Annotated in this window: 24 protein-coding genes; 10 read left to right on the forward strand and 14 right to left on the reverse strand. The window is 73.1% G+C overall.

All coding sequences use genetic code 11. The features are described from left to right. Positions 1-39: 39 nt before the first annotated feature. Together grpE and dnaK are read right to left on the reverse strand one after the other, a co-directional pair. On the reverse strand, positions 40-669 hold the full coding sequence (grpE, locus tag K6T13_RS15835) for a nucleotide exchange factor GrpE (protein WP_249423825.1): 630 nt from the start codon (positions 667-669) through the stop codon (positions 40-42). Continuing rightward, positions 666-2549 carry a molecular chaperone DnaK gene (gene dnaK / locus K6T13_RS15840; protein ID WP_222895490.1) on the reverse strand — a complete coding sequence of 628 codons (1884 nt, stop codon included), beginning with the start codon at positions 2547-2549 and terminating at the stop codon, positions 666-668. Before dnaK ends, grpE begins: the two co-directional genes overlap by 4 nt. Before the next feature lie 178 nt (positions 2550-2727). On the opposite strand from dnaK, the gene K6T13_RS15845 reads away from it, so the two are divergent. Both K6T13_RS15845 and K6T13_RS15850 read left to right on the forward strand, forming a co-directional pair. Beyond that, positions 2728-3345, forward strand: a complete 618-nt coding sequence (locus K6T13_RS15845) for a GrpB family protein (RefSeq protein WP_222895491.1) — start codon at positions 2728-2730, stop codon at positions 3343-3345. A 28-nt stretch (positions 3346-3373) separates the two neighbouring features. Beyond that, on the forward strand, positions 3374-4222 hold the full coding sequence (locus K6T13_RS15850; RefSeq protein ID WP_222895492.1) for an aldo/keto reductase: 849 nt from the start codon (positions 3374-3376) through the stop codon (positions 4220-4222). A gap of 16 nt (positions 4223-4238) precedes the next feature. On the opposite strand, the gene K6T13_RS15855 is transcribed toward K6T13_RS15850, so the two are convergent. Beyond that, complete coding sequence (locus K6T13_RS15855) at positions 4239-4811, reverse strand: hypothetical protein (RefSeq protein WP_222895493.1); 573 nt, start codon at positions 4809-4811, stop codon at positions 4239-4241. A 148-nt stretch (positions 4812-4959) separates the two neighbouring features. On the opposite strand from K6T13_RS15855, the gene K6T13_RS15860 reads away from it, so the two are divergent. The 3 genes from K6T13_RS15860 to K6T13_RS15870 are packed head-to-tail and all read left to right on the forward strand — an operon-like array spanning position 4960 to position 5928. Beyond that, complete coding sequence (locus K6T13_RS15860) at positions 4960-5217, forward strand: hypothetical protein (protein ID WP_222895494.1); 258 nt, start codon at positions 4960-4962, stop codon at positions 5215-5217. Then, positions 5214-5558, forward strand: a complete 345-nt coding sequence (locus tag K6T13_RS15865) for a hypothetical protein (RefSeq protein WP_222895495.1) — start codon at positions 5214-5216, stop codon at positions 5556-5558. Before K6T13_RS15860 ends, K6T13_RS15865 begins: the two co-directional genes overlap by 4 nt. Continuing rightward, on the forward strand, positions 5545-5928 hold the full coding sequence (locus K6T13_RS15870; RefSeq protein WP_222895496.1) for a hypothetical protein: 384 nt from the start codon (positions 5545-5547) through the stop codon (positions 5926-5928). Before K6T13_RS15865 ends, K6T13_RS15870 begins: the two co-directional genes overlap by 14 nt. Here the strand turns inward: K6T13_RS15870 and K6T13_RS15875 are convergent. The 10 genes from K6T13_RS15875 to K6T13_RS15915 form a co-directional block, all read right to left on the reverse strand. After that, positions 5915-7213: an MFS transporter gene (locus tag K6T13_RS15875; RefSeq protein WP_249423826.1), complete on the reverse strand. Its 1299-nt coding sequence runs from the start codon at positions 7211-7213 to the stop codon at positions 5915-5917. The two genes, K6T13_RS15870 and K6T13_RS15875, sit on opposite strands and share 14 nt — an antisense overlap. Positions 7214-7312: 99 nt before the next feature. Next, positions 7313-8689 carry a cytochrome P450 gene (locus K6T13_RS15880; protein WP_222895497.1) on the reverse strand — a complete coding sequence of 459 codons (1377 nt, stop codon included), beginning with the start codon at positions 8687-8689 and terminating at the stop codon, positions 7313-7315. Between the two features lie 57 nt (positions 8690-8746). Continuing rightward, positions 8747-9646: a ferredoxin family protein gene (locus tag K6T13_RS15885; RefSeq protein ID WP_222895498.1), complete on the reverse strand. Its 900-nt coding sequence runs from the start codon at positions 9644-9646 to the stop codon at positions 8747-8749. Next, a complete protein-coding gene (locus K6T13_RS15890) occupies positions 9643-10776 on the reverse strand; it encodes a cupin domain-containing protein (RefSeq protein ID WP_222895499.1) in 1134 nt (377 codons plus the stop codon). Before K6T13_RS15890 ends, K6T13_RS15885 begins: the two co-directional genes overlap by 4 nt. Further along, entirely contained in the window at positions 10777-11106 is a 330-nt protein-coding gene (locus K6T13_RS15895) for a hypothetical protein (RefSeq protein ID WP_222895500.1), read from the reverse strand. It abuts the gene before it with no gap. 95 nt (positions 11107-11201) lie between these two features. Beyond that, on the reverse strand, positions 11202-14153 hold the full coding sequence (locus tag K6T13_RS15900) for a helix-turn-helix transcriptional regulator (RefSeq protein WP_249424053.1): 2952 nt from the start codon (positions 14151-14153) through the stop codon (positions 11202-11204). Between the two features lie 15 nt (positions 14154-14168). Next, entirely contained in the window at positions 14169-14303 is a 135-nt protein-coding gene (locus K6T13_RS17605) for a hypothetical protein (protein WP_283247930.1), read from the reverse strand. Between the two features lie 112 nt (positions 14304-14415). Continuing rightward, positions 14416-15579, reverse strand: coding sequence for an imidazolonepropionase (gene hutI, locus K6T13_RS15905; protein WP_222895502.1), 1164 nt, complete (start codon positions 15577-15579; stop codon positions 14416-14418). Next, complete coding sequence (locus tag K6T13_RS15910) at positions 15576-16934, reverse strand: formimidoylglutamate deiminase (RefSeq protein WP_222895503.1); 1359 nt, start codon at positions 16932-16934, stop codon at positions 15576-15578. The genes hutI and K6T13_RS15910 overlap by 4 nt, the downstream gene beginning before the upstream one ends. After that, a complete protein-coding gene (locus K6T13_RS15915) occupies positions 16931-18145 on the reverse strand; it encodes an allantoate amidohydrolase (RefSeq protein WP_222895504.1) in 1215 nt (404 codons plus the stop codon). The genes K6T13_RS15910 and K6T13_RS15915 overlap by 4 nt, the downstream gene beginning before the upstream one ends. A gap of 87 nt (positions 18146-18232) precedes the next feature. Here K6T13_RS15915 and K6T13_RS15920 point away from each other — a divergent pair, with 87 nt between their 5' ends. Genes K6T13_RS15920 through K6T13_RS15940 form a run of 5 tightly spaced genes read left to right on the forward strand, consistent with a single transcriptional unit; the run spans position 18233 to position 22713 of the window. Further along, entirely contained in the window at positions 18233-18841 is a 609-nt protein-coding gene (locus K6T13_RS15920) for a nitroreductase family protein (protein ID WP_222895505.1), read from the forward strand. Positions 18842-18886: 45 nt separating this feature from the next. Beyond that, positions 18887-19447: a DnaJ family domain-containing protein gene (locus tag K6T13_RS15925; protein WP_222895506.1), complete on the forward strand. Its 561-nt coding sequence runs from the start codon at positions 18887-18889 to the stop codon at positions 19445-19447. A 10-nt stretch (positions 19448-19457) separates the two neighbouring features. Beyond that, on the forward strand, positions 19458-20522 hold the full coding sequence (locus K6T13_RS15930; RefSeq protein WP_222895507.1) for an HpcH/HpaI aldolase/citrate lyase family protein: 1065 nt from the start codon (positions 19458-19460) through the stop codon (positions 20520-20522). Beyond that, on the forward strand, positions 20519-21394 hold the full coding sequence (locus K6T13_RS15935; RefSeq protein ID WP_283247931.1) for an HpcH/HpaI aldolase/citrate lyase family protein: 876 nt from the start codon (positions 20519-20521) through the stop codon (positions 21392-21394). The genes K6T13_RS15930 and K6T13_RS15935 overlap by 4 nt, the downstream gene beginning before the upstream one ends. A 47-nt stretch (positions 21395-21441) precedes the next feature. Next, the gene (locus tag K6T13_RS15940; protein ID WP_222895508.1) at positions 21442-22713 is read left to right on the forward strand and encodes an aminoglycoside phosphotransferase family protein; all 1272 of its coding nucleotides are present in this window, start codon (positions 21442-21444) and stop codon (positions 22711-22713) included. A gap of 1 nt (position 22714) precedes the next feature. On the opposite strand, the gene K6T13_RS15945 is transcribed toward K6T13_RS15940, so the two are convergent. Further along, positions 22715-23131 (reverse strand): MmcQ/YjbR family DNA-binding protein, encoded by a 417-nt coding sequence (locus K6T13_RS15945; protein WP_222895509.1) that lies wholly within the window; start codon positions 23129-23131, stop codon positions 22715-22717. Between the last annotated feature and the right edge of the window lie 43 nt (positions 23132-23174).

Below are 23174 nucleotides of genomic sequence, written 5' to 3' on the forward strand. Positions count from 1 at the left end.
ACCCCCTGTCCTTCTCGCTCCCGTTCCTCTCGACCCGCCTCAGCCGGCCGCCGGGTCGACGACCAGGACCTGCGCAGCCCGGACGACGCGCTCACCGATCCGGTAGCCCGCCTTGGCGACCACCTTGCAGGTGGTCACCTCCACGTCGGGATCCTCCCCGATGTGGGAGAGCGCCTCGTGGAGGTTGGGGTCGAACGGCTCGCCGGGCTCGCCGAACTTCGTCAGCCCGAGCTTGCTCACGACCCGCTCGAGCTGGTCGGCGACGGCGGTGAACCCCTCGTCGAGGTCGCCGTGCTCGCGCGCCCGGTCGATGGTGTCGAGCACCTCGATGATCGGCGACAGCACGCGGTAGGTCGCGTTCTGCTCGATCAGCTCGCGGTCGCGCTCCACGCGCCGCTTGTAGTTGAGGTAGTCGGCCTGGAGCCGCTGCAGGTCGACGGTGCGCTCCTGCAGGGCCACCCGGGCGGCGGTCAGCTCGTCGTGCTCGGTCGCCGACTCGTCGCCGGGCTCGACCTCGGTCTCGTTGGCCATCTCGGCGGCGGCGTCACCGAAGCCGGAGGCCGCGGGCTCCCCGCCCGCGACCTCGTCGGCCGAGGGCTGCGGCGGATCGGCGTCCGCCGCAGCCTCGGGCTCCGGCTCGCCCTCAGGCGTCAGCGGAGCATCGGTCACTTGGACTCACCCGCGTCGGCCTCGTCCGACGACTCACCGGTCTCGCCGGGCTCCTCGTCGACGATCTCGGCGTCCACGACGTCGTCGTCAGCCTCTCCCGTCGCCTCGGAGGCGCCACCCGCCGCGGCCTGCTCGGCCTCCGCGGCGGCATACATCGCGGCACCCATCTTCTGGCTGGACTCACCGAGCTTGGTGACCCCGGCCTGGATGTCGTCTGCGGTGGCGTCGTCCTTGGCGAGGGTCTCCTTGAGCGCGTCGACGTCGGCCTGCACCTCGGTCTTCACGTCCTCGGGGATCTTCTCGCTGTTCTCCTCGAGGAACTTCTCGGTGGAGTAGACGAGGGAGTCGGCCTGGTTGCGCGTCTCGACGGTCTCCCGGCGCTTGGCGTCCTCCTCGGCGTACTGCTCGGCCTCCTTGACCATGCGGTCGATCTCGTCCTTGGACAGCGCCGAGCCGCCGGAGATCGTCATCGACTGCTCCCGGCCCGAGGCCTGGTCCTTGGCGGACACGTGGACGATGCCGTTGGCGTCGATGTCGAAGGTGACCTCGATCTTCGGCACGCCACGGGGTGCGGGCGGCAGACCGGTCAGCTCGAAGTTGCCGAGCGGCTGGTTCTGCGCCCACATCTGACGCTCGCCCTGCGCGACCTTGATCTCCACCGACGGCTGGTTGTCGTCGGCGGTGGTGAAGATCTCCGACCGCTTGGTGGGGATCGTGGTGTTGCGCTCGATGAGGTTGGTCATCACGCCGCCCTTGGTCTCGATGCCGAGGGAGAGCGGGGTGACGTCGAGGAGCAGCACGTCCTTGACCTCGCCCTTGAGGACGCCGGCCTGGAGGGCGGCGCCGATCGCGACGACCTCGTCGGGGTTGACGCCCTTGTTGGGCTCCTTGCCGCTGAGCAGCTCCTTGACGACCTCGGTGACCGCCGGCATCCGGGTGGAGCCGCCGACCAGCACGACGTGGTGGATGTCGTCGATCGCGACGCCAGCGTCCTTGAGCACCGACTGGAACGGCGCCTTGGTGCGGTCGAGGAGGTCGCTGGTCATCTTCTGGAACTCGGCCCGGGTCAGCTTCTCCTCGAAGTGGAGGGGGCCGGACTCGCCGTGGGTGATGTAGGGCAGGTGGATCGTGGTCTCGCTGGAGCTCGAGAGCTCGATCTTCGCCTTCTCGGCAGCCTCCTGGAGGCGCTGCTTGGCGATCTTGTCGGCGCCGAGGTCGACGCCGTTGCCCATCTTGAACTTGTTGATCATCCACTCGACGACGCGGGTGTCCCAGTCGTCACCACCGAGGTGGTTGTCACCGGAGGTCGCCTTCACCTCGACGACGCCCTCGCCGATCTCGAGCAGCGACACGTCGAAGGTGCCGCCACCGAGGTCGAAGACCAGGATCGTCTGGTCGTCACCCTTGTCGAGGCCGTAGGCCAGCGCGGCCGCGGTGGGCTCGTTGACGATGCGGGAGACGTTGAGGCCCGCGATCTCACCGGCCTCCTTGGTGGCCTGCCGCTGCGCGTCGGAGAAGTACGCCGGGACGGTGATCACCGCGTCGGTGACGGTCTCACCGAGGTAGGCCTCGGCGTCGCGCTTGAGCTTCTGCAGCACGAAGGCGCTGATCTGCTGGGGGGTGAAGGTCTTGTCGTCGATCTTCACGTCCCAGTCGGTGCCCATGTGGCGCTTGACCGACCGGATGGTGCGGTCGACGTTGGTGACCGCCTGTCGCTTGGCGACCTCGCCGACGAGCACCTCGCCGGACTTGGAGAACGCCACGACGGAGGGCGTGGTGCGCGAGCCCTCGGCGTTGGCGATGACGGTGGGTTCGCCACCCTCGAGGACGGAGACGACGGAGTTGGTCGTCCCGAGGTCGATGCCGACCGCACGAGCCATGATGGTGTTTCCCTTCCTTGCGGGGTCTTGCTGATCCGTTCGGGGAGTTGAGCCCTGTCGGCTCAACTTATGTGTGCCAGCGTAACGAAGGGGTGGTGGCCGGGTGTTCCCGGGGCCCGGGACTTTCTGTGCGGATCTTGCGTGGATCCCGGCGACGGCTTCCCGGCAGACTCGACCCGTGCCCACCCCCGAGGAGATCACCCGCCACCACGGCGACGAGCCACCCCCCGGTGCGCCCACGCCGTGGCTGCCCGGTCACGAGGCGTGGCGCTCGCCGCTCGAGGTCGTCGAGCCCGACCCGGGCTGGCCGGCCGCCTTCGACCAGGTCGCCGGGGCGATACGCGCGGCCCTCGGCGACCGGGTGCTGGCGCTGGAGCACGTGGGGTCCACGGCGGTGGCGGACCTGCCGGCGAAGCCGGTGCTCGACGTCGACCTGGTCGTCGCCGACCCGGCCGACGAGGCGGCGTACGTGCCGGACCTGGTGGCGGCCGGCTTCCACCACGTGCTCCGGGAGCCGTGGTGGCACGAGCACCGGTTGCTCAAGCTCCGCGACCCCTTCACCCACTTGCACGTCTTCGGGCCCGACTCGCCGGAGGTGGTGCGGCACCGGATGTTCCGTGACTGGCTCAGGGAGCACGCCGAGGACCGCCGGCGGTACGCCGAGGCCAAGCGGGTCGCCTCCGGGGCCACCGTGAGGGCCGGTGGCACGGGGATGGACTACAACCGCGTCAAGGAGCCGGTCGTGCACGAGATCCTCGACCGCATGTTCCGGGCACACGGGCTGCTGCCGGAATAGTGCGGCGGCGCGACTTGTCACACCTGGCATGACTGCTGTCCCGAACATCGCCCTGCACGACGGAACGTCGATCCCCCAGCTCGGCCTCGGCGTCTTCCAGGTGCCTGCCGAGGAGACCGCTCGCGTCGTGTCCGACGGCCTCGAGGTGGGCTACCGGCACATCGACACCGCCCAGATGTACGGCAACGAGGAGGGAGTCGGTGAGGCACTGGCTGCCAGCGGGCTGCCGCGCGAGGAGCTGTACGTCACCACCAAGCTCAGCAACGCCTTCCACCGGCCCGACGACGCCCGCCGCAGCTTCGAGGAGTCGTTGCGCCGGCTGCGGCTCGACCGGGTCGACCTGTTCCTCGTCCACTGGCCGCTGCCCACGCTCTACGACGGCGACTACGTGTCGACCTGGCGCACGCTGGCCGAGCTCGTGGAGGACGGCCGGGCCACCTCCATCGGCGTCTCCAACTTCGAACCCGCCCACCTCGAGCGGATCATCGACGAGACCGGCGTCGTGCCGGTCGTCAACCAGGTCGAGGTGCACCCCTACTTCCGCAACGAGGAGGTCCGCGCCGCCGACGCGCGCCACCACATCGCCACCCAGGCGTGGTCGCCGATCGCGCAGGGTGCGGTCCTCGACGACCCGGTCGTCACCAAGGTGGCCGACCAGCTCGGTCGTACGCCCTCGCAGGTGACGCTGCGCTGGCACCTGCAGCGCGGCGACATCGTGTTCCCGAAGAGCTCGAAGCCGGAGCGGATGCGCGAGAACTTCGACATCCTCGACTGGGAGCTCGACGCCGACCAGATGGCGGCGATCGACGGCCTCGACCGCGGCGAGGATGGCCGCCGGGGGCCACACCCCGACCAGTTCGACTACCTCCCGGAGTGAGCGGGGCCGCGGGTCGTCAGCCGACGGCGACCCGCACCTCGTTGGAGGGCTTGTCGGAGCTGGTGTCGACCACCCGGAAGCGCTGGACGCCGGACCGCCCGGTCTGGACGTAGGTGGAGAAGGTCTGGTCGCGGACCGTGGCGGTCACCGGGAAGTCCCTCCACTTGCCGCCCTCGAAGCGCTGCACCTGCAGGATCGCCCCCTCACCACCGGGGTAGACGCCGGTGAGGTCGATCTGCTCCATCGGCGAGACCGAGGTCTGGCTGGCCGAGAGCGAGATGGTCTTCTTCTGCTTCTTCTCGGACTTCTTGTCCTTCGGCTTCTTCTCACCCTTGCCACTGGCCTGCTGACCCGGGCCCAGGGTGATCTCGGGACCGCTGTCGGCGGTGGTCTTCTGCGGCTGCGGCAGGTACATCGACACCTCGCCGCCCCGGGTCGAGCCCGTGGTGGCCTCGTCGCTCACGCCCATGACGCGCGTCCCTGCCAGGGCCGCCAGGCCGAGGATCAGGCCGACGACGAGCGCCACCCCGACCAGCGCCACCAGCCCCGCCGCGACGGGGTGCTCCTGGGTCTCCTCGGGGTCAGCCACGCGCTCATTGTCACGGAGGGCCCTCACCGCCGCCAAACGGACGCCCACCGGAGCCGACGGCGCGAGCGAGCACGCCCGGCAGGCGGTCGTCCACAGCCTGCACGCCGGCCCAGCGGGACCGACGGCGGGCGGGCGCAGACTCCTCCCCATGAGCCTCCGGATCGATCCCGACGTCCTGCTCGCCACGGCACGTACCCTCCGGCTGCACGCCCGCTGGGTGTCGAGCTCGCCGATCCCGGTCGGCCACGATCCTCGGCTCGCCCGGGCGCGAGCCGCCGCCCAGGCCGTGGCGGCAGACCTGCACCAGATCGCCGAGCGGCTGGTCGCCCTGGTCCGCGACGTGGCCGGCCGGGAGGAAGCGGTGGCCGAGGAGTGCGCGCGGCTCCGGCGGCGGTGGCGGGCATGAGTGCCCCGTCCTACGACGCGGCGCTGGCCGAGCTGGCCACCCGGCTGCTGCGTGCGGCCGAGGTGCTGGTCTCGGTGTCCCGGTTGCCCGGCGACGACTTCGAGGGTCGGGCGGCCGAGGCGTTCCGGCGGCGAGCGGTCAGCTCGGCCCACGCGGCCGTCGACGCCGCCGGGGTCGTGGCCGACCTGGCCGGCCTCGGCGACCCGTCGTCGCAGACGGGGCCCGGGTCGCGGGAGCAGACACCGGTGCTGCCGCCCGGGGCACGCGGCGGTGGACCGGCTCCCCCGCCCCGGCCCCGGCGACGCCTGCGCCTCGGGGGCGTGACCGATGAGCTCACTTGACCCGGTGGTGTGGCCGCCCGGCTGGCGACGACGTCACTCCTCGCACGTCACCACGGCGACCGCGCCCACGCCCCCCGACCAGCGGCCGGCCGCACGCCTGGAGCTGCGGGCCGGTGGGCCGCCGGCGTACTGCGTGGTGGAGGTGGAGGACGAGGACGACTTCGACGTCGAGGGTCACTCCGTCCACTACCGCCGCCTCGGCCACCGCGAGGCGGGCGTGGAGGTGCTCAGCGAGGAGTGGACGTGGCTGGTCGACGGAGCCTCCTGGGTGCTGACCGGGACGGTGCGGCGCGAGGACTACCTCGCGGTGTGCGAGGTGTTCGAGGCCGTGGCGGCCTCCGTGGACGTGACCTGGCTCAGGAGTCGATGACCTCTCCGGCCGCACGCCGTCGCTCGCGCTCGGCCACGGCGTGCGGATCGGTGCGCTCGTCGTAGTCCCAGAAGTCGCGCAGCATCGCGGCGGTGATGGCCACGCCCATGACGCAGGCGAAGCCGCCGCTGGCGATCGATCCCCGCACCGACCAGAGGTCGGCCACGAGACCCGCTCGCACCTGGCCGCCGAGCGGCCCGACGGAGTAGGACAGCATCTCGATCCCCGCGAGGCGACCGCGCATCGACTCGGGGATCGTCTGGTTCCACACGGTGGTGCGGAAGATCCCCGAGATCATGTCGGCGGTGCCCGAGAGCATGAGGAACAGGGCGACCAGCCACAGGCTCGGCATCAGGCCCGCCAGACCGATGCAGGCGCCGTACGCCGCCGCCGAGATCACCACGGCCCGCCCGTGGTGGTGGACCCGACCGATCCAGCCGCTGGAGGCGGTGGCGATGATCGCACCCACGGTCTCGGCGGAGTAGAGGAGGCCGAGCAGCTCGGGGCGCCGGAAGATGTCCTCGACCAGGGCCGGGAACAGCACCACCGGCATGGCGAGGAACATCGCGGCGATGTCGACGAGGTAGGTGCCGAGCAGGTCGCGGCGGCGCACGGCGTAGGCGATCCCCTGGCGGATGCCGGCGAGGCTGGGGGGCGTGGTCTCCTCGCGGTGCGGGTAGGGGCGCATCAAGAAGAACAGCACCGAGGCGATGACGAGCCCGACCACGTCGACGACGAAGCACCAGCCGATGCCGACGAAGGCGATCAGGAGTCCGCCGGTGGCCGGTCCGACGAGCACGCCGATCTGCATGCCGAAGCTGCTGAGCGCGTTGGCCGCGGCGATCTGGTCGTGCCGCACCGTGCGCGGCATCAGCGCCTCGCGGCTGGGACGCTGCATCGCCGAGCTCGCCGCCAGCAGCCCGGCCATCACGAAGATCAGCGGGATGCTCGGGTCGGCGCGGAAGGCGTTGACCGCCAGCACCGCGGTGAACACCGCCTGCGCGACGCCACAGGCCACCAGCAGTCGACGGCGATCGACGTGGTCGGCCAGCGCCCCGCCGTACAGGCCGAAGACGACCAGGGGCACGAGCTCGGCCAGGCCGATCGCGCCGACGAGGAGGTTGGAACCGGTGAGCCGGTAGACCTGGAAGGGGATGGCGACGTAGGAGACCATCGCGCCGAAGTAGAAGACGGTGCCGGCGGTGAAGAGCAGCCTGAAGTCGCGGGACTCCCGCAGCGGCGTGAGGTCCATCCGCATCGCGCGCAGCCGGTCCCGCAGGGTCACAACTGGTCATGGTGGCACCGGGACGCGCCGCGCCTCACCCCATTTTGCGGGTCCGCGCGTCCAGACGGGCGGACCCACCGACCCGGTGGTCGCCCGTCGCTAGGTGGTGACGCGGATCCGGGCACCTCGCCGGGGGACGCTGGTGATGTTGCGGACCAGCGGCCGGTCGCGGCCGACGCTCTCGACGCCGTAGGCCGTGAACACCTCGCGCAGCACCTCCACGCCCTCCATCAGCGAGAACCCCGCGCCGATGCACCGGCGGACCCCGCCGCCGAAGGGGATCCAGGTGTTGGGCGCGGGGTTCTGCCCGACGAAGCGCTCGGGACGGAACCGGTCGGGATCGTCGTGGTTGTCGGCGCGGGCGTGCGCCACCAGGATCGAGGGACCCACGGTCACCCCCGCGGGCAGCTCGTGGCCACCGATCGTGGCCGGTCGCATCAGCGTCCGGGCGACCATCGGGATCACCGGGTGCAGGCGCATCGACTCCTTCAGCACCGCCTCGAGCCAGGCGTCGTCGCCCTCGCGCGCCGCGGCGCGCGCCCGGGCGAGCTGGTCGGGGTCGCGTCCGACCTCGTGGAGTGCCCAGGCCAGCGCGCTGGCGGTCGTCTCGTGGCCGGCGAGCAGCAGCGTGACCAGCTGGTCGCGGAGCTCCTCGTCGGTCAGCCGGTCGCCCCCCTCGTCGACCAGGATCAGCTGCGAGAGGACGTCGGTCCTGGACGCGAGGTCGGGCGCGCTCCGGCGCTCCCGGATCTCGTCGTACATCAGCCGGTCGAGGGCGTAGGAGTTGTCGACGGCCGCCTTCCACGGGCCGAACCGCTGCAGCCTCGGGTAGCCCCAGCCCATCAGCACGGCCGGGCCGACGTCGACCGTGCGGTTCACGCGAGGACGCAGAGCGGCCAGGCGTTCCTCGTCGGTGACGCCGAAGACGACCCGCAGGATCACCTCGAGCGTCAACGCGTTCATCCGGTCGAGGGCCCGGAGGGTCTGACCCGGCCGCCAGCCCGACACCTCCGACCTGGCGACCTCGGCCACCAGGTCGCGGTAGCCGCGCAGCGCGTGACCGTTGAACGCCGGCATCAGCAGCCGTCGGGCGCGCTTGTGCTCACCGCCGTCCTGCAGGAGCAGCGAGTGCTCGCCCATGATCGGGCCGAGGATCGCGTTGCCCTTGCCGGCGTGGAAGATCTCGGGGTCGCCGGCGAAGATCTCCTTGGCGTGCTCGGGCCGGGTGAACAGCACGAGGGGCTGGCCCTTCGGGAGGATCCTCACCGTGAAGACGTCGCCGTAACGACGGTGGAGCCACGGCACGGAGGAGTGGCGGAAGCGGAGCAGCGCCACGCTCTGGGCGAGCCACGGCCAGTGGGGTCCGGGCGGCAGCACGCCGGCGTCGACCGCTGGCGGGGCGGCGCCGCCGAAGGGCTGCATCCTCTCCAGGCGTCGCTGGGTGGCCCTGGTGATGTCGTCCTCGAGCATCGACATGCTCGGCATACTACGAGTACGCGAGTGGGGCCGGAAGGGCCGCGGCGCGAGCGGTCGTCAGGGCAGCCGACGTACGTCGATGACCTCGTGCCGTGGCACGGGGCTGGTGCGGGCGGCGCGGCAGGTCAGCTGCTGCGGCCCGCCGTGGCTCGTGCGGACGGCCAGCTGCCAGCCCACCCCGCCGACGTCGAAGACGACGTGCAGCACGCCGTCCTCGCCGCGGCGCCGCGACCGGAGCCTGACGGCGTCGAGCCGGGTCTCGCCCAGCTGACGACGCAGGGCGATCTCGGCGGCCTGCACCGGCATCGGGTAACCGGACCGGCCGCGCAGGTGGTCGAGGTCGACCTCGCCGGAGAGGTGGGAGCCGGCCACTGCGACGGCCGAGACCGCGTCGAGCCGTCCGTAGTAGAGCCCGTGCGGCAGGAAGAGCGCGTTGCCGGCGAACCGGTCACCGCCGATGTGCGAGATCTCCCAGGCGAGGTCGGGGTGGGCGGCGGCCAGTGCCGCCGCCACCGGTCGTCCACGCTCGGCGCAGCAGGCGTCGTGCCGACCGTGGGTGCACACCCCGAGGACCGGGTCGGCGGTCACCTCGAGACCGGTCGAGCGACCCGCGCCGAGGGCCGCGAGGTCGAGATCGAGCAGCTGCTCGGCGTCCTCGAGCTGCGTGGTCTCGAGCCAGGGCCGGTGGGGGTGGGCGTAGGCCGCGAATACCCGGAACCCGTGCCGGGGCGCCGCCCGGCGGTGGCGCCGGACCAGGTTGATGCGCACGCCCGCTGCCCGCGCAGCGTCCGCCAGGGGGCGCTTGACCGCCTCGGGCATGCGGTTGTCGCGGACCGCGTCGAGGCCCCACGGACCGGGGTTCTCCACGAGCAGGAAGGCCCGCACCGTCGAGGCGGTGCCGGCCTGGTCGTCGCCGCGCAGGCCACTGGCCAACGCGCAGCGGAACGAGTCGGTCACCCCACGACCCGCAGCAGGCCCTCGCGGACCAGCCGCCGGCAGAGCACCAGGCGGCTCTCGGGGTCGAGGTGACCGGCCAGGTCACCCGGCGACAGCTCCTCGGCGGCGCGGACCTGCTCGAGGGCGGGTCGCAGGTAGCCGGGGACGTCGAGGGTCCGGTCGCCGAGCAGCACACGCAGCCCGTCGGCGGTGTCGACCAGCACGCAGGGATGTCCGACGCGGCGGACGAGCCGCGTGGTGTCGTCGAGCCGGTCGAGCGACGCCAGGTCGCGCAGGCCCCCGGCGAGCCGGGTGCCGCGGTGGGAGAGGAACCGCTCGACGTGGGCCATCCCGGCGACCTCGGGGTCGAGCCGGCGTACGTCGTCGGCGACCGCGGTCAGCTGCTCGCGGAGCCCGGCGACGAGGGCGTCGGGGTCGTCGAGGTAGCCGGCGGGCAGGTGGCTGTCGGGCACCCGGGCCAGGACGCCCGCGAGGCTGCGCTCCACCAGGGTGCGCCACGTGAGCTGGTTGATGCCGAGCGTCACGTGGAGCGACATCGACTCCTGGGACCGAGCGGCGTGCGGCGTGCCGGTCGGCAGGTACATCGAGACGCCGGGCTCGAGGAGCACGTCGTCGACGCGGTCCTCCGTGTGGACCTCCCAGCGCTTGTCGCCGTGGGTCTGGAAGACGAAGACGTCGTGGCTGTCGGAGTGCACGGCGAAGCCCTGGGCGCCCGGCGGGGTGAGGTAGGCGTTGGCCTGGCAGGGGTGGCCGAGCTCGAGCTCGAGCTCGGCGACGAGGTCGCGCAGCGGCGGCCAGTAGCGGTGAAGCCCCTGCAGCACCGCGGTCGCACCGTCCTCGACCTGCTCCAGGAGGCGGCGCGCGTCGACCAGCCCGGTGAGGGCCTTGCCGGCGAGCGAGGCGCCCCGGCGGGTGTACCCGGACTCGGGGAGCACCGAGCCGTCCTTGGCGAGCCTGACCGAGGGTGTGCGGATCGCCGTCTCGGTCAGCAGGTGGTCGACGTCGTCGAGGGAGAGCATCCCCACGAGCCGCTCGGGCTCGGTGTGGTGGATGTGGACGCGGGTCGCCCAGACCTTCGCGACAAAGGTCTGGGCGTCACCGCTGAGGAGGTCGAGGGCGTTCAGGGCCACTCAGGCATCAGTCCCGTCCGCGTCGCCGTCGCTGGCGTCGGCCGCATCGCCGTCGGTGCCGTCGGCGTCGCCGTCAGTTCCGTCCGCGTCGCCGTCACTGGCGTCGGTCGCGTCGCCGTCAGTTCCGTCCGCGTCGCCGTCACTGGCGTCGGTCGCGTCGCCGTCGGTGCCGTCCGCGTCGCCGTCGCTCGCGTCGTGCGCGTCGCCGTCGGTGCCGTCGGCGTCGCCGTCGGTCGCGTCCGCGTCGGAGGGCATCGAGGAGGCCGTGGGCCCACCTCCGGTGGTCATGTCGTCGTCGCTGAGCGGGTTGCCCTGGTCGTCGGGAGTCATCGAGCCTCCTGGGGTGGTCGGGCGGCCGGTCCGCCCGTACGGCGAACCTACCGAGCCGCTGGGAGAGCGACCACCCTCCCGGGGGTGAAGCCGGGTCAGCCGAGGAGCCCCCGGCGCCGGGCGATCGCGGCCGCCTCGGTGCGGCTGCCGGCGCCGAGCTTGGCCAGGATGTTGGACACGTGGACCGAGACCGTCTTGGTGGCGATGTAGAGCTGCCTGCCGATCTCGCCGTTGGTGCGCCCGTCGGCGACGAGCGTGAGGATCTCGGACTCGCGGGGAGTGAGCTGCACGCTCGCCACCGAGCTCCGGCCCGGGCGCGACCCGAGGTCGCGCAGCTCGTCGAGCAGCGGCACCGCGCCGAGTGCCTCGGCACCTGCTCGGGCGAGGTCGGCGACCTCGCGCGCGGCCGCGGCGTCGCCGCCGCTGCGCAGGATCGAGGCGAGCACGGTGCGGACGCAGGCCAGCTGGTGGGCGTCGCCGAAGTCGACGAAGAGGGCCTCCGCGTCGCGCCAGGCGTCGACCAGTGCCCAGAGCGGAGGCGGCTCGCCGGCCAGCCAGCGGAGCCGCAGCATCTCGGCGTCGAGCAGCTTCATCCACGCCTGCCCCTCCGGTCCCCAGAACCCGGCATGGTCGGGACGGCGCTCCAGCGTGCGGTGGCCCTCCCCGTGGAGCTCCTCGGCCCGGGCGAGGTGACGAGCCCGGTCCTCGGCCGGCAGCCCGGGCAGGATCGGTGCGAGCGCTCCCAGCGCGACCGCTGCCATGCGGATCCGGGCGCCGAACCACGGCTGCCACAACGAGGACAGCACGGCGACGGCCTCGTCGTAGGCCGCGAGCACACCGTCGGCATCACCGGCCCGCCCGGCCGCGACCATCTCGAGGGCGGTCGAGTGGACGGCGATCATGCCCTCCTCGCGCCACAGGCGCCGCAGCTCACGCGCAGGCTCGGCGACGTCCTCCCCCCGGGCCTGACGGATCTTCAGCCTGAACAGGTCGAGCAGCGCCGCCGGGATGACGGGCGGGTTGCGCACCTCCGCCAGCAACGCCAGCGCGTCCTCCCACGCGCCGCGGACCACCAGCCCGAACACGAGGTGCCACCGGGCGTCGAAGCCGTAGGGGGCGAAGGGGATACCGGCCTTCTCGGCGAGGACGAGCGCCCGGCGGAACGACTCGGCGGCGTTCTCCCAGTCGGCGTGGTCCTCGTAGGAGCGGCCCATCAGGAAGTGGGCCCGCAGCTCGGCTCCCGCCACCCCCGTCTCGCGGGCCCGCTCGATCGACTCCGCGAGGGCGCTGCGGAGGCTGGCGCGAGGTCCGACGTGGCGGGTCTGGCTCAGGGTGATCGTGAGGTCGAGCGCGAGCTCGGGCAGGTCGAGCCGGTCGGCCAGCGCGAGGGCCTCCATCGCGAACGGCTCGGCCTCCTCGAAGCGTCCGAAGGAAGCGAGGATGCGGGCGTGGATGGTCAGCACGCGCGCCCGCTCCACGCCGTCGGAGGACGTGACCAGGCGCAGCGCCTCGGCGCTCAGCTCCGCCGGGTCCTGGTCGCTCTCGGTCAGCAGCAGCACCGCCGCGCGCACCGCGAGCATCCGCGCGCGCCAGGAGTCGGGGGCGTCCGCCGGCAACGCGTCGAGCTCCTCGGCCAGCAGCGACGCGGCGCGCTGCACACTGCCGGCCGCGGTCAGCGCCTCGGCGAGGTTGGCCACCAGCCGGGACCGGTCGACATCGAGCTCACCCGCCCGTCGCGGCTCCGAGAGCAGCGCGAGGGCCTGCGTGTAGTGGGTGACGGCCTCGTCGGGGCCACCGACAGCGAGCGCGTCGTGGCCGGCGCGGATCGAGGCGTGCAGCGCGGTGGTGAGGTCGTGGGCGAGCCGCGAGTGGCGCGCCAGCTCGGCCGCGGTACCGGTGGCGTCGCCGTCCTGGAGCGCGCTCGCGAACGCGGCGTGCAGGCGGACCCGCTCACCCGGCAGGAGGTCGTCGTAGACCGCCTCGCCGAGAAGGGCGTGACGGAAGGCGTAGTCCTCGCCGGTGGGGACCAGGATGTTCATCTCGACCGCCTGCCGGAGCCCCTCGTCGAGCGCGGACAGGTCGAGCCCCGAGGCGGCCGCGAGCAGGTCGTGGCTCACCCGGCGACCGGCCACACTGGCGGTCCGGACGACCTGACGCGCGGCGTCGTCGAGCCGGTCGAGCCGGACCAGGAGGACCTCGGCGAGGTCGGTCGGCACCGACCTCCCGGGCTCGACGGCGGCGCTGATCAGCTCCTCGACGAGGAACGCGTTGCCCTCCGCGCGGTCGACGATGTCGTCACGGTCGCCCGCGGCCAGACCGGGTGGGGCGAGCTCGTCGATGAGACGCAGCACCGACTCGTCGCTCAGCGGCACGAGCGGCAGGCGACGTACGGCGGGGAGACGTGACCACTCCGCGACCTGCCGGCGCAGCGGGTGGCGGCGGTGGAGGTCGTCGCTGCGGTAGGAGACGACGAGCGTGACGGGGGCGGCGAACTCGCGGGTGAACAGGTAGCTGAGGAGCTCGCGGGTGGACTGGTCGGCCCAGTGGGTGTCCTCCACGACCACCAGGAGCGGGGCGTCGCGGGCCGCCTCCTCGAGCAGCGACCGCACGGCGTCGAAGAGCGCCGACCGGTCGACGGCGGCGTGCTCGTCGGTCACCTCGGCCAGGGTCCGGCGGCCCGGCAGCAACCGGGCGAGCGTCGGCTGTCGCTCGGTCACCAGGGCCACGGTGTCGGGCAGCTCCCTCACGAGCCGGTCGAGGATCTCGGAGAAGGGGAGGTAGGGCAGGGCGCTCTCACCGAGGTCGAGGCAGTGGCCGGCCACGACGCGCCAGCCGTCGGCGACCACGCGGTCGCGGGTCTCCGTGAGCAGGCGGGTCTTGCCGACGCCGGCATCGCCGGCGACGAGCACCGAGGAGGCGCGCGGATGCTCGGCGCGGCGGTCCTCGTCGAGCCACGCCACGAGCTGGTCGAGCTCGGTGTCGCGGCCGACGAGGACGCTGCTGGTGTGGGTCGCCACGCCGTCCATCATGGCGTGGCTCGCCGTCATCACGCGCGGCGCTTCTCAGCGCGTCCGGCGGCCCGGGCGGGCCCACCGGGTCCTGCGGGTGCCCGAACGGCGGCCGGTCCCGGCCTCCAGCATCCGCTCCCTGCGGTAGGCCAGCTCGTAGTCCAGGTACGGGTTGGTGTTCTGGTGCATCTCTCTCGCTCCTCGTTCATCCGTGTGACGAGGTCGAGATTCGCTCCCTGAGGTAGGGCCCTCCATCGGGCGCGTGCCCTATCTCGCGGGAGCGACTACCTCAGATGGCCGGTCAGGCGGGTCGACCGCCCTCCCAGACCCCCGCGACCAAGGGGACGCCCGGGCGGTAGGCGAGGTGCACGTGCGACGGGGCGTCGAGCAGCACCAGGTCGGCCCGCTTCCCGGGGGCCAGGACGCCGACGTCGTCGCGCCGCAGCGCCCGGGCGCCGCCGGCCGTGGCTGCCCACAGCGCCTCGGCCGGAGTCATGCCCATCTCGCGCACCGCCAGCGCGATGCAGAGCGGCACCGAGGAGGTGAAGCACGAGCCCGGATTGCAGTCGCTGGCCAGCGCGACCGTGACGCCGGCGTCGAGGAGCCGCCGCGCGTCGGGGTAGGGCTGCCGGGTCGAGAACTCCACGCCCGGGAGCAGGGTCGCGACGGTCCCGCTGTCGGCGAGCGCGTCCACGTCGTCGTCGGTGAGGTAGGTGCAGTGGTCCACGGCCGCCAGCCCCAGCTCGGCGGCGAGCCGGACCCCGCCGCCGTAGCTGAGCTGGTTGGCGTGGAGCCGACCGCGCAGCCCGGCGGCCTCACCCGCCCGCAGCACGGCGCGGGCCTGGTCGACGTCGAAGGCCCCCTCCTCACAGAACGCGTCGATCCAGCGCGCGTGGGGCACGGCGGCCTCCAGCATCGGACCCGTCACCAGGTCGACGTACGCCGACGGGTCCGCGTCCGCGGGGACCACGTGCGCGCCGAGGAAGGTCGTCTCGTCGGTGAACTGCCGCGCCACGGCCAGGCTGCGGGCCTCGTCGTGGACGGAGAGCCCGTAGCCGCTCTTGATCTCGATCGTCGTGGTGCCCTGCCGGCGCATCTCGGCGACGAGCCGGGCGACGTGGCTGGTGAGCTGCTCGTCCGTCGCGGCGCGCGTCGCCGCGACGGTGGTCCGGATGCCGCCGGCGGCGTAGGACTCTCCCGCCATCCGGGCCGCGAACTCCGCGGCGCGGTCGCCGGCGAAGACGAGGTGGCTGTGGCTGTCGACGAAGCCGGGGATCACCGCACGGCCCCCGGCATCGACGTGCTGGTCGGCGGCGGGCGCCTCGGTGGCCGGACCCACCCAGGCGACCGTGCTGCCCTCGACCACGACCGCGGCGTCGTGCAGCGGCCCGTCGGGTGCGTTGGTGGTCAGCTCGCCGATGTTGGTGATGACGGTGCTGGTTCCCGCGCTCGTCCCGGTGCTCATGACCACAGCCTCCCGATCGCCTCGTCGAGCTCGCGCCCGACCTCCTCGCCGTCCCCCTGCCGGAACACGACCCGGCCGTCGGTGACGACGTGCGTGACGTCGGCCGCCGACGCGGCGAAGACCGCCGTGTGCTCGTCGGCGCCGCTGCCGGCCGTCCGGGGGCTGGTGGTGTCGACCGTCACCAGGTCTGCCCGCTGTCCCACCGCGATCGCCCCCGCGTCGTCCCAGCCGAGGGACCGGTGGCCCTGGACGGTCGCGACGTCGAGCAGCTCGGTCGCCGTCCAGTGGCCGCGCTGCTGGGTGGCCAGCCGCTCGTCGAGCTCGAGGGCGCGCATCTCCTCGAACGGGTCGACCACCGCGTGGCTGTCGCTGCCGAGGGTCAGCCGGACCCCGGCCTCGTGCAGTCGGCGGCCGGGACCGATGCCGTCGCCGAGGTCGCGCTCCGTGGTCGGGCAGAAGCCGGCGTACGCACCGGGCTCGGCGAGCATGCGCACGTCGTCCTCGACGAGGTGGGTGGCGTGGACGGCGGTGGTCATCGGCCCGAGGACGTCGTGGTCGGCGAGCAGCTCGGTGGGGGTGCGGGCGTACGTCGCGACGCAGGCCTGGTTCTCGGCGACCTGCTCGCTGACGTGCACGTGGAGAGGCCGACCCTGCGCCCACTCCGCGACCGCGGGCATCGCCTCCGCGGGCACGGCACGGACGGAGTGGATCGCAGCCCCGAGGACGACGCCGTCGTCCGGCATCGCGTCGACGCGCTCGCGCCAGCGGTCGACGTCGCCGTCGCTGAAGCGGCGCTGCACGCCCGCGACGGGCTCGCCGAAGCCGGCGGAGAGGTAGCAGGTGTCGAGGAGGGTGAGCCGGATCCCCGCCTCGCGCGCGGCCGCGACCAGGGCGTGCGACATCTCGTTGGGGTCGGCGTACGGCGTGCCGTCGGGCTGGTGGTGGAGGTAGTGGAACTCGCCGACGGCGGTCATGCCCGCGGCCACCATCTCGCGGTAGACCGCGCGGGCCAGGTCGAAGTACGTCCCCGGGTCGAGCCGGTCGGCGACGGCGTACATCTGGTCCCGCCAGGTCCAGAAGGTGCCCCGCTCGCGCTGGGTCCGGCCCCGCAGCGCCCGGTGGAAGGCGTGGCTGTGGGTGTTGGCGAACCCGGGGAGGGTGAGGCCGGTCAGGGGGATCGCGGTTTCCCCGGTCGGCCGGGGAAACCCGACGTTGTCAGGCGTTGCAACACCGGACAACGTGGGAAATCCCCCGACAACCTCGACGCGCGTGAAGCGGCCGTCCGTGATCTCGACCAGCACGCCGTCGTGGACCGCGCCGTCGACCAACGCCCGCTCGAGGAGGTACGCCGTCACGACGCCAGCCGCTCGAGGGTGTCGGCCAGGGCCGAGACGCCGACCAGGCAGTCGGCCGTGGCCGCGTGCTCCTCCGGCGAGTGGGACACCCCTGTCGGGTTGCGCACGAAGAGCATCGCCGTCGGGACTCCCGCCGCCGACAGGATCCCGGCGTCGTGGCCGGCTGCGGTCGGGATGATCGGCCAGTCACCCTCGGCGTGGTCGGCGGCGATCCGGGCGGCCAGGTCGGGGTCGAAGGAGACCAGTCCCGACACCGACTCGGCGGTGACCTCCAGGGTCGTGCCGTCACGCCCGGCCCGCTCGGTCGCCTGCCGGGTCACCGCGTCGACGAGGGAGGCGACCTCCTCCTCGGTGTCGGCCCGCGCGTCCAGCCAGGCCGTCACCCGCGAGGGCACGGCGTTGGTGCCGTTGGGCTCGACGTGCACCCGCCCGAAGGTGGCCCGCGCGTCGGCGAGCCGGGCCTGCTTGTTGGCCGCCAGCGCCGTCATCGCATAGCTGAGCATGGGGTCTCGCCGGTCCTCCATCCGTGTGGTGCCGGCGTGGTTGGCCTCCCCGGTGAAGTCGAAGCGGTAGCGTCCGTGCGGCCAGATCCCGCTAGCGACCCCCACAGCCGCGCCGCGGTCGACCAGGTCGCGCCCCTGCTCGACGTGGAGCTCCACGTAGCAACCGATCCTCCCGTCGAACAGGCCCCGCCATGTGGGGTCGTCGGCCACGCCGAAGCCGGCCGCCTCGACCGCGTCGCGGAGCCGCACGCCGTCGCGGTCCCGCAGGTCCCTGGCCTGCTCCCACGTGGTTGCACCGGTGGCCAGCCGCGACCCCAGGCACGCCAACCCGAACCGCGACCCCTCCTCCTCGACGAAGGCGGCGACCCCGATCGGGCGGGTGGGCACGAAGCCACGCGACCGCAGCAGGTCGACCGCCGCGAACGCGGAGACCACGCCGAGCGGCCCGTCGAAGGCACCGCCGTCGAGCACCGAGTCCAGGTGGGAGCCGGTCAGGACCGCAGGACCCTCGGCGGCCGGCGGCTGCCACCACGCCACCAGGTTCCCCACCAGGTCGGGCTCGACGTGGAGGTCACGGGCTCCCGCCTGCTCGGCGAACCAAGCGCGGAGCTCGGCGTCGGTGCTGGTCCACGGCTGCCGGAAGTACCCGCCGCTCGTGGCCGACCGCCCGATCGGCGCGAGGTCGGCCCACATCTCCTCGAAGCCCATGGCACCAGTCCAGCGCCCGCGGGTGCCCCCGCACAAGCACGGACCCACGGCCCCGGTCTCGGATGCGAGACGTGGCACCCTGCCGCCATGGAGTTCCAGGAGGTCGTGGACCGGCGCCGGATGGTGCGCAGCTACACCGACGAGCCGGTCGACCCGGCGGTCGTCGACCGGGCGCTGCACAACGCCACCCGGGCCCCCAGCGCCGGGTTCAGCCAGGGCTGGGCGTTCGTGCTGCTCGACCAGCCCGACGCCGTACGCCGCTACTGGGAGGCGAGCACCGATCCCGCCGCCCTGGCCGACCCCGACCGGTGGCTGCGCGGCATGCTGCCGGCTCCCGTCATCGTGATCCCGTGCTCCAGCAAGGCCGCCTACCTCGACCGCTACGCCGAGCCCGACAAGGGGTGGGCGGACCGCGACGAGTCGCGCTGGCCGATGCCCTACTGGCACCTCGACACCGCGATGGCCAGCCTGCTGATCCTGCAGACCGTCGTCGACGCCGGCCTGGGGGCGCTGTTCTTCGGCATCCCGGCCCACCGGCAGGACGACGTACGACGCGAGTTCGCCATCCCCGACAGCCACGACCCGATCGGCGCGATCACCATCGGCCACCCGGCCGACGGAGTGGGCGCGCGTGGCTCTGCGTCGACCCGCCGGCGCGTGCCGACAGCTGAGGTGGTCCACCGCGGTCGGTGGTGACCCTCCGTCCACGCCCCGCGACCCGGCGGCGGGCACACTGGGGGCATGGCCGGCCCGGACGACGAGCGCCGCGAGCCGCCCTCGCGGGCGGCTGATCGTGCCGCGGCCCGCCGACGGATCCAGCAGCAGCAGACCTGGGTCGACCTCCAGGTGCAGCAGGCGATGGCCCGCGGCGACTTCGACCACCTGCCGGGGGCGGGCAAGCCGATCGAGGGGCTGGGGCAGCAGCACGACGGCGACTGGTGGCTCAAGCAGCTCGTCGAGCGGGAGCGGATCACCGGTGTGCTGCCGCCCGCGCTGCAGCTGCGCAAGGACGACGCCGAGCTGGACGGGAAGCTCGACACGATCTCGGCCGAGCGGCAGGTGCGCGAGGAGCTCGAGGACTTCAACGCGCGGGTGATCCGGGCGCGCTACACGCCCGTCGACGGCCCGCCCCTGGTGACCATGCCCCGCGACGTCGACGCCGAGGTCGAGCGCTGGCGCGAGCGTCGCGAGGCGCGCAGGTCCGCCTCGGTGGCGACTCCGGAGGTGGTTCCAGGGCGGCGTCGCGGCTGGCTCTCCCGGGTGTCGGGTTGGTCATACCGACGCCGGCGAGGCCGCTGCTAGGTTCCGCGGCATGCGACCCGCCAAGGACTTCTTCCGGCCCCTCGCCGTGGGCGCCCCCGAGCCGCTGCGCTCGATCCCGGCGCGGCCGAGCCGGGCCATCCACTTCTTCGACCCGAGCAACGAGAAGATGGCCGGCAAGGTCCCGGACATGGTCGGCAAGGTCGACGTCCTCCTCGGCAACCTCGAGGACGCCGTCAAGGCCGACCGCAAGGAGGCCGCCCGCGCCGGGCTGGTGAAGATCGCACAGGCGACCGACTTCGGCCCCACCCAGCTCTGGACCCGGATCAACGCCCTCGACAGCCCGTGGGTGCTCGAGGACCTCACGACGCTGGTCACCGAGATTGGCGACAAGCTCGACGTGATCATGGTGCCGAAGGTGCAGGGCGCGGAGGACATCCACTACGTCGACCGGCTGCTGGCCCAGCTCGAGGCCCGGGCCGGACTGCAGCGCCCGCTGCTGGTCCACGCCATCCTGGAGACCGCCCGCGGCGTCGCCAACGTCGAGGAGATCTGCGGTGCCAGCCCCCGGATGCAGGGTCTCTCGCTCGGTCCCGCCGACCTCGCCGCCGACCGCCGGATGAAGACCACGCGCGTCGGCGGTGGCCATCCCGGTTACCTGGTGCGCCAGGACCCGGACCCGGAGCAGCCCGACCAGGCGCGCACGACCTACCAGCAGGACCTGTGGCACTACACGATCGCGCGGATGGTGGACGCCTGCGCGATGCACGGCATCTACCCCTACTACGGGCCGTTCGGAGACATCTCCGACGAGGTCGCGACCGAGGACCAGTTCCGCAACGCGTTCCTGCTCGGCTGCGTCGGCACCTGGAGCCTGCACCCCAAGCAGATCGCCATCGCCAACCGGGTGTTCAGCCCCAGCGTCGACGACATCCGCCACGCCCGCCGGGTCGTGGCCGCGATGGGCGACGGCACCGGTGCGGTGATGCTCGACGGGAAGATGGAGGACGACGCCTCCCTCAAGCAGTGCCTGGTCATGGTCGAGCTCGCCGAGCAGCTGGCCGAGATCGACCCCGAGCTCAAGGCGGCCTACGACGCCATCGAGGTGGCGGAGTGACCGCCGACGACGGGGTCCTCCGGCCGCGCCGCTCCGTCCTCTACATGCCCTCGTCCAACGCCCGCGCGCTGGAGAAGGCGAAGGGCATCCCCTGCGACGGCCTGATCCTCGACCTCGAGGACGCGGTCGCCCCCGACGACAAGCCCGCCGCCCGGGACGCAGCCTGCGCGGCGGTGGCCTCCGGCGAGTACGGGCGGCGCGAGGTGACCATCCGGGTCAACGGCGCCGACACCGCCTGGCACGCCGACGACCTGGCGGCCGCCTGCGCCGCCGGGCCCGACGCGATCGTCGTCCCGAAGGTCGACAGCGCCGATGCCGTGCTCGCCCTGGTGGAGGCCATGGCCGGCCACGACGCTCCCGACCACACCAAGCTCTGGGCGATGCTCGAGACGCCGGCCGCCATGCTGCACGCCGAGGAGATCGCCTCGGCCGCCGACCGGCTCACCGTGCTCGTCATGGGCACCAACGACCTCGTCAAGGAGCTCTACGCCGAGCACGTGCCCGGCCGCCAGCCGCTGCTCCCCGGGCTCGGGCTGGGGCTGCTCGCCGCCCGGGCGAGCGGCAAGGCGATCCTCGACGGCGTCTACAACGACGTGAAGGACGCCGACGGCTTCCTGGCCGAGTGCCGGCAGGGACGCGAGATGGGCTTCGACGGCAAGACCCTCATCCACCCCGGCCAGGTCGAGGGCGCCAACGAGACGTTCGCCCCGAGCGGGGAGGCGGTCGAGGACGCCCGCGGCATCCTCGAGGCCTGGGAGGCCCGCGACTCGGGGGTGGTCACCTACCGGGGCCGGATGATCGAGAACCTCCACGTCGAATCGGCCCGCCGCACCCTCGCGGTCCACGAGGCGATCGTGGCCCTGCAGGACTGACCCCAAGTCCGGCGACACCGGGCGCCGGCTCTGCCACGATCGGCGGCATGTCCGCGGTGCAGCAGGTCGCCCTCGCCCACGAGGGGAAGGTGCTCGTCACCGACGCCGGGCTGCTGCCGGAGCAGGAGCTCGGTGAGGACGACTCCGACGACGGCTACCGGCTCGCGCTCGAGCTGGTCGGTGCCGACGTCTTCCTGGCCCCCGTCGTCCGGCTGGCGGCCCGGCGCTACCTCGCCGTGGTCGGCTGTCGCGCGCTGCCGCTGCCCCCGGGACGGTGGGTCCCGCTGGCGGAGCTGTCGGGCCAGGTCGGCGAGGTGGGTGAGGTCGTGGCCCGCTGCGTCCGGGAGCACGAGGTGGACCCGCCCGCGCTCCGTCCGGCGTGGTTCCGGCCGGGCTGGTACGACGCCGTCGAGGCGTGGGTCGACGCGGCGCTCGACCGGGCCGGCCGCCGGCGTACGGGCGTGATGCGGTTGGTGCGCACCTGGTCGCTGTCGACGGTCCTGCGGATCCCGACGTCGGACGGTGAGCTGTGGTTCAAGGCCCCTTGCGACCTGTTCCGGGCCGAGGGGGCGATCCACCGCGCGATCGGACGCCACTTCCCCGACGACGTGCCGGTCCTGGTCGCCGTGGACGAGGAGCGCGGCTGGCTGCTGATGGAGGAGATGGGAGGCGCGACCGAGGGCAGCCGCGCGGAGGGCGCCGGCCCGGCGCTCGCAACGCGGTGGGCCGAGGTCCAGATCGCTTCGCTGCGGATGCTCGACGACCTGCGCGCCGCCGGCGGGCTGGTCCGCGACGCGGAGGTGATGGTCCGCGACTTCCGCACGGTGCTGGACGCCGCCACCGACCTGCCGGGCCTCGCCCCCGACGAGCTGGTGGCGATCCTCGACGTGGCCGACGAGGCCGCGGCGATGGTGCGGGAGCTGTGGGCGTGCGGGATCCCCGACACGCTCGCCCACGGTGACCTCCACGTCGGCAACGTCGCCTGGGACGGCACGGCGCTGCGGGTCTACGACCTCACCGACGCCTGCATCAGCCACCCGTTCCTCGACGGCTGCCACCTCGCCCTCTTCGACGACCGGCACCCACCCGACCACGAGCTCATCGACGCCTTCGTCGCGCCGTGGCGGGCCGCGTTCCCGCACGCCCGGGTGGACGACGCGATCCGGCTCGCGCCCGTGGCCGACCTGGTGTTCCAGGCCGACACCTTCGACCGGATCCGGCGGGCGACCGAGCCGGCGTCGGCGTACGAGCTTGGCACCCTGCTGCCCTGGCTGCTCGGTCGGCTGCCCGCGGCCGTCGCGGCCGCGCGCCGCACCTGACTCACCCGCGCTGCTCGAGCGCCGCCACGCGCCGGGGGCCGGCGGTCATCCGGTAGCTCGCGTCGAGCAGCTCGGCGACCTCGTCCCAGTCGACGTCGTTCACGCTCGCCTCGTCAGTCAGGTCGAGGTCGACACCCAGCCAGCCCGCACCACCGAGATAGGGCGGCACGAAGCTCCGCTCGTCCGCCAGCAGCGCCTCCCGCTCGCCCGGGTCGAGCAGGACGACCACGCAGTGAGGCCGCTGCACCCACTCGCCGTCCGCCTTGACCGACCACCCGTAGTAGGCGAACACCTTGGTGGTGAAGAACGCAGGTCGGCCGTGCGAGACCTTCTCCGCGGCGTCCGGGAGGGCCAGCGCGAGCTCGCGCACCCGGGCCAGGAACGGGTCGGCGTCGTCGAACATCTGCGGGTGCGCCACACCCCCACTGTCCCAGACCTGTCGACGCCGACGCAGGCACCGG

This window comes from Nocardioides coralli, assembly GCF_019880385.1.
Lineage (GTDB): Bacteria > Actinomycetota > Actinomycetes > Propionibacteriales > Nocardioidaceae > Nocardioides > Nocardioides coralli.